Origin of the sequence: Chamaesiphon polymorphus CCALA 037, assembly GCF_003003845.1 — a bacterium.
GTDB classification, from domain to species: domain Bacteria; phylum Cyanobacteriota; class Cyanobacteriia; order Cyanobacteriales; family Chamaesiphonaceae; genus Chamaesiphon; species Chamaesiphon polymorphus.
In genome coordinates this window covers 1-6,502 of record NZ_PVWO01000345.1, presented here as the reverse complement: position 1 = coordinate 6,502, position 6,502 = coordinate 1, and the positions used below count along the sequence as shown (strand labels likewise).

Annotated in this window: 4 protein-coding genes and 1 pseudogene; 1 reads left to right on the top strand and 4 read right to left on the bottom strand. The window is 45.7% G+C overall.

Going from position 1 to position 6,502, the window contains the following annotated elements; genetic code table 11:
• From C7B77_RS21150 to C7B77_RS30250, 4 genes and pseudogenes are all read right to left on the bottom strand, one after another.
• Positions 1-755, bottom strand: a 755-nt coding sequence (locus C7B77_RS21150; RefSeq protein WP_146138431.1) for a M16 family metallopeptidase, incomplete at its 3' end; no start/stop codon positions are given.
• 209 nt (positions 756-964) lie between these two features.
• Positions 965-1,366, bottom strand: a complete 402-nt coding sequence (locus C7B77_RS21145) for a DUF1499 domain-containing protein (protein WP_106309480.1) — start codon at positions 1,364-1,366, stop codon at positions 965-967.
• Positions 1,367-1,574: 208 nt separating this feature from the next.
• Positions 1,575-2,651, bottom strand: a pseudogene (nrdJ, locus tag C7B77_RS21140) (ribonucleoside-triphosphate reductase, adenosylcobalamin-dependent); the annotation flags it as partial.
• Between the two features lie 525 nt (positions 2,652-3,176).
• The gene (locus C7B77_RS30250; protein ID WP_219892231.1) at positions 3,177-5,588 is read right to left on the bottom strand and encodes an LAGLIDADG family homing endonuclease; all 2,412 of its coding nucleotides are present in this window, start codon (positions 5,586-5,588) and stop codon (positions 3,177-3,179) included.
• A 304-nt stretch (positions 5,589-5,892) separates the two neighbouring features.
• Here C7B77_RS30250 and C7B77_RS21125 point away from each other — a divergent pair, with 304 nt between their 5' ends.
• The gene (locus tag C7B77_RS21125; RefSeq protein ID WP_106309477.1) at positions 5,893-6,483 is read left to right on the top strand and encodes an Npun_F5749 family FMN-dependent PPOX-type flavoprotein; all 591 of its coding nucleotides are present in this window, start codon (positions 5,893-5,895) and stop codon (positions 6,481-6,483) included.
• Positions 6,484-6,502 lie beyond the last annotated feature (19 nt).

Here is a 6,502-nt window from a genome sequence, read left to right as displayed (position 1 = left end):
TAATAAGACCGCACCTGCTCGACGGTAAATTTCTCGACATCCGCTTTGGTTCCGCCGACAGTTAAGCCATAAGGAGTATTCGGAAAAGCCGCCCGTTTGACAGCCCGATCGAGTCGATAGCTGGGGCTATTTTCATACCCTTGCAATTCCGAAATTACGACCCGTTTTTCACCATTTAGTTTCTCAGTATCGATCGTCGAATTCTGCATTCGATCGGCTTCTAAAACTAATAAGCTAGAAAGTTTATTCTTCTCAACCGTCCCGTAATAAGCAGTCTGATCGTAACTAGTAAAAGCATTAGAACTACTACCCAATGCTGCAAACAATCTTCCAAATTGAATCGGTCGATCTTTGGTTCCTTTAAATAACATGTGCTCCAACTGATGCGCGATTCCATTGACGCCTGGAGCTTCATTTCGCGAACCAATTTTGTACCACACCTGCACCGTCACCACTGGCGCATTACGAACTTCTTTAGTCAAAACAGTCATCCCATTTGCTAAGACTGTTTTCTTAACATTTGCCGTTAAAGTAGTGGGCTTTTTGGTCGGTAAAGTTGGGGATTTACTAGGTCGAGCTAGCGGTTGTTTTGCAACCTCATTGCTTATTTTCGATTCCGTAGTGACGGTCGCGGCTGACTGTGTAGACATTGCTACCTGCGGGGATGCCAAGATCGCACTCAAACACACGCCAAACAATAACATCCCAACCCGATACCGCCGCCAACTCACCCAAAAATCTCTGATTTTTAACATCTTTGCCGATCGTCTGTAATTGATGTACTAATTGATAATCGTTCGTCTCCAGAATCGGCGTTGCTGAATCTCGGTAAGATTCACTCTCCTGGGCAATCTCCGAAATTTAGAGTAGGGGCAATTCATGAATTGCCCCTACTCTAAATTTCGCAAGGCAAATCACACTCTAGATCGGCAACGCCCAAGAACCATTAACTCGATCGGATAGTTTAGGTAAGATTATTCAATGCGAGTCGAATATCTTCAATCCGTTGACGATTGACACCTAAGTCGGATTGACCCAATCGCGAAGCAGATCTCACTTGAATTGTGTTGGTATCATTGTCGAGATAAAATTCAACATCATCGACATATCCCATCAATTTGCTCGCAAACTCTACATATAAATAGTTGTTAGTTTCTGTGACTATTTTTGTCCGAGGCATTGCTTTAATTACCTGTTTCAAATTAGCCATCGTCGTAGCAACATCGCCACTCATTGGCAAGGGCGCGATCGCGTGTTGGGCATCGTTAGCTGGTGCTTGAGAACTCACACAGTTTGGAGTGTTCGGACAAGCAGTTAATCTACCATTATTGACCCCAATATTTGTGGGTGGTTTACCTGCAAACATATTGCTACTCCAAATTATAAAAACAAGTACTAAGGATATGACTATGACGGCCAAGCTACCAGTTTGTTTCGAGGTTATTATCTTCATTTTATCCCCAGTCTACTTTATCTATAGTAGATCGAAAATCGCCCTAACTTGACTCTTCAAGGGAAAGTCAAGCTAGGGCGATCGCGATCGCAGATGTCAAACGGTTGGAACAGAACTGAATCTAACTGTTTGGTTTGACATCGGGTAATAAGCATTTATCCGAATCACAACCAGCAGGGCCGGATTCTTCTGACTTATTGCCCAAGTCATAACGACTCAAAGCGGTATGAAATTCGGCAGTCTGACGTCGCTGCATCACACCCAGCATCATCTCATCGTAAGTGTCCTTATCGATCGGTTCAAACGGCAACCGTGGGAACGTCTGGTGGTCGTCAAACCGCGCCAACAGAGCCGCCGAGATATAACCCTCATCATCCCGAATCGCCTCGTAAATCCGCTTGCCCAAAGCCTCAACCTCGTGCTCGCGCAATTCGATCGTCGCGCTGGTATTGTGCCGCACGTAATGCTGCTGGACGCCCATATAGAAGTCCATCTGTGCCAAAGCACTAAATTGACCGATTTCGATCGAGTCAGCACCAGGCAAATCTGCCCAAGAAACCGCTACCGGAATCTCGATCAACCATTCCGTACAGCGCGGATCGTAGGCGTCATCTAGCAGATTGCCATTTTCGTCTTTGTCAGACTGAGATGGAATCACGCTATACCCGTAGTCGATGCAGGCGAGGGCTACCGGGTCATCCTTGCGGAAAGTGATCCGGCGGATGAACCGCTGCGCTTTGGGGGCGTGCCAGCCCGGAGAAGCCCCTGTGAGCAGCGATTTAGTTCCCGATGGTTGAACGGTGGTACACCGATTGGGGCGTTTGATGCCGTGTCGATCGCAATATTCCCAGACAGTCTGCTCGACAACTTCGCGCCAAGTATTCAGATATTCGTGCTCTTTTTGCTTGTAAGCAATCCCTGCCTCAGTTGCCGGACGACCTTCCGTCCACCACTGCAACCATTCGGAACCAAAGGCATGAACGAAGAAGTCAAATAAACCAGTGAAGGACACGCCCACGATCGGATCTAATTCCCGACTGTATTGATAGCGCGGTTCTTGGAATTTATGATTTAGTAATGCAGCGACACTTAAGGCACTAGCCGTGAACGCATCTTTCTGTTCTTGGTAGTTATTGGGATCGAGCTGGTTCAAATGTACCTCCCCCAAATTGCAGTGGAAGTTAGTACCGAGAATCTCCAATTTTGTTATCCTAAAGGCTTTTTATCCTCTAGTTCTACAGATTCTATATTCTCTGTAGTTCGGCGTACATTTTCACTTAATTGAAATTATTAAGTGCCCCGCACTCTTGGAGGTTTATATTCTGGATCGCCAGTTTCATCCTCTACGCTCTACGGTGTTAAAGATTTTTTAATGTCTCTAATTACCTCGGTATTAGCAGGTTGATTAATAACTAAATATTAATAACCAATTCACAGCTTTCACCGATTTTGCAGGGTTTTTAAGGTGAGGCAAATTTATCTACCACACGGATTTAGTCCGAACCTAGACATGCGATGTTCTAGTTCGAGTTCTATATCTCGGTCGACAATATTGATTGTTTCATTACTTATCGTAAATGTCATTTATTTTGTCAAGTCAAATAATTGGCTAGTGAAACAGCTTAACACAATTGCCCTATGGTTGACTTCTAAAGTCAACCATAGGGCAATTGTACTGATAACATAGCCTATGTTGTGTGTTCTATTTTACTTTGGTTGCCTATCAAGTGCTCTTCTGTGCGACTAACAACTCCCTGAGATATCCTTTTGCTAAGTCTTGTGACTGTCCATAAAGATCGATAAAGTGTTGTTTCTTTTCTGGTGTGTTTAAGAGATCGGCATTCGATCGAGCAACAGCTTCACCAGCCCATTGAATCGCACCTTCGCCAGAATAATACTGCTTCTGAACGGCAGCAACACACTCTTCTAAAGTGGGTTTGTGATGGAAAACACGGGTATGATTGCTCATCCGCAAAGCATCGCGTTCTGGGTCGATTCTCCAGTTACCATGTTCGTCTTGTTGCCAGAGATTATCTTTGGCAGTTGCACCAAGAGTATCATTAGCATTAAACTGGCGCATTCCGGCACTGTTATGGGCAAGCAATCCATCAACAATAAATTCATGGTCGTCTTCAACTTCAATGTCAAAAGTTTCAGCAGTACCAGCAGGAATCACGGCTGTAACTTCTAGAGGAATCCAGTGAGGATTTACAGCATCTTCCGCTAGTAAAGCATCCCAATTAGCATCGCGATGACCAGTACCTCTTGACGGGGCAATTAGACGCGACGGATGAGATTGAACTTGAGTCCGCCAGCCAGCCGCCGATGCTAGTTGAATGAATTGATATGGCAAAGATAAACCATTCTTTTTAGCCTGACGAATGGTAAAGGTTGCACGAACCGCAAATTGATTGATTAAACCAACAGCGACAATCTGAGATTGCAATCCCTGAATATGAATCCAGTGACATCCTTCATAAAGCTTTTCACGTCCTGGTAAATTCTTGGGAGCGCGTTCGTGAAGTGTTGTAGCGATCCCTAATGATAGGGATAAACGCTGTACTTCCCGCAGAAATTCAATTTTATTAGAATTTGCCAAAACATTACGTGAAGGTGTGCCATCGGCATCACTTAAACCAGCGAGGAAGGCAGCACGAATTTCTCGATTTCCCCGCCACACAAATTCAGGAATGACTGGAATAGACCAAGGTTTCTTATATTTCCCAAGTTCATCAGCAAACTCTTTACGGTAAACATTTATGTTCCCGTGAGAACCTTGAATGCGTAGAGAAGGAGTATAACCAATTGAGGTAAGAATACGAATTAACTTTTCTCCCAATTCGCCATAAATGCGTTGGGTAGACATTGCAAAAGCAACTTGTCCCCCACCGCCATTACGACGCTTGGAAGATTCGACATCAGCATGACCATCGCCAATGAAAAAGCCAACTAGCCAAGCCCAGTCTGTTGTCGCACAGGGCATCCCTTTTAGATGAGGAACCGAAAGTAACCGATCTCCTGGTTGCAATTCTCCCGCATATTTCCAAGTGTAGGATCGCAAGCTATCATAGACGGCAACGCGGTGATTTGCAGTACAGCGGAGACGAGTTGCAGAGGTTATCACCTCAACCACATCTTGGACACCCTGGACAAATTTATTGGTAACTTTTTGGTACTCACCGGAAGAAGTTAATACTCGATCTCCAACATTGATTTCTTCGATTGGTTTCATCCCGTCTATTGCTGAAACCTTTGACCCGTAAGCGATGCAGCGGCGGATGTTGCCAGCGACGATCGTGACCGCAGCTTCATCGATCAATAAACAACATTCAACTGAATTTAATTGTCTGCCATTTGCTTTATTTAAGATCCCCGCACAGCGACCGTAAAGCTCGGGCAATCTCACGGGATTTGCCATACCACCAAAGCCTTTGAGCTGTTCGCCAGCCGGACGGACATTACTCAGATCGATCGAGACATTCACGTCGCCATTAAAGCGATCGTCGCTCGATAATTCTAGTAATATTTTATAGGAATTAACCCAACCTTGCCGACTGTCGCCGACTCGAATTGTGGCATTATTACCAGTAGTTTCAACAGTACTTAATTCCTGACGATTCGCGATCGGCACGCCACCGATTTCGTTAGTAATTGCAATGTTGAGTTTATTTTTAACAACGGGTAATTTCCCAATCAGGTCGGGTTCTAAAATTGCCCCCGTCCCGCAGCCCATCATTGCTAAATCCATCATCAGGGCAAACGCTGCCCAGTCGCAGACATTGGTACTCGTGCAATTATAGGCACCAGAAAAATTCTGCGGTTGTTCTAGCCATTCGCTACCGCCGACCCACAACCACCGTCCCGAAGGCATTGCCTTGACCTGACGCTGCATTCGATCGATAATATCGGCTTCTGCGTCGGTTAATTTACCTAACTTGACCAAGCCTTGGAGGGTGCGGGTGCAGACTTCTTGCCATGTCTCGCGTCCGGTAGCAGTGAAGCGACTGTAAGTTCTAAAGAAGACAGGATTTGCCGTAGGTGCTGTAGCAGGGAAATCTAATTGTTGTTGAGCCTGGGACGAAATCTCCTCGCTCGATCCCGATCCGGAACGAACTCGGTCAAGTTCTCTAACCATGAGTGAGCTATGCTAATTTCTGAACGAGTTAGTAATATAAGGCATCGACCCAAGATAAATCAATCTTGTCAAAACCCAAGATTTACGCTACTTCCAGCGATCGAATCGCACTCTAATGGCGGAACTCCGAGTTAAATAAAGTTTGCAAACTTTTTAGAGGATGTTGGGTTTCGCTTTGCTCTAGCCAACCTACAGATCTACTAATTGAATAAAGCGGCGATCTCACGATCGTCGATCGAGAATTTCTGCCACAGATATATTGTTTACAATTTAATTTGTACCAATAAAATAGACCAGCCCTATTGTGAACGATAGTCTACCACCGTGGCGATCGCCGATCGCGCGCGCCCTTCATCGCAACCGGAGTTCGCCCCAGGCGCGGTACTTCCAACTGGCAACAGTCGATATAGATTTGCGTCCTCACAATCGCACATTGGTATTTAGGGGCTGGCTAGAACCAGGCAGCCAGCTTCAATCTGTAACGGATGTGCGATCGTCGAAAGCCACAAATTTATTAGCAGGTGCCTCTCTGCTAGCAGAGGCGTGTTGGTATTTTCCCGAAACGCGCGAACAGTTTCGATTGAGCGGCACACTCCGACTAGTCACGGCAGAATGTACCACCATTAGCGACTATGAGGCTCGTCAACAGGTATGGAAACAGATGTCGGATGCTGGACGCATTCAGTTCGAGTGGGGTACCCCTGGGGCAGCTCGGAGCGCACCGGAAACATTTAATCCCCTGCAACCCGATCCCCAACAGCCATCGGCGAATTTTTGTTTGTTATTGCTAGCAGTTACAAAAGTCGTCCAGCTAGAACTACGCGGCGACCCCCAGAATTGCTACTCGTATGAGATATTAGATGGCCAATGGTATATGCGATCGATTAACCCCTAACGACTTATCAGGATTAAAG

What these genes read in the sequence shown, in the direction of transcription:
- C7B77_RS21145 (WP_106309480.1), bottom strand. Translation starts at nt 1,366, where the DNA reads ATGTTTGCAGGTAAACCACCCACAAATATTGGGGTCAATAATGGTAGA.
- C7B77_RS30250 (WP_219892231.1), bottom strand. Translation starts at nt 5,588, where the DNA reads ATGGTTAGAGAACTTGACCGAGTTCGTTCCGGATCGGGATCGAGCGAG.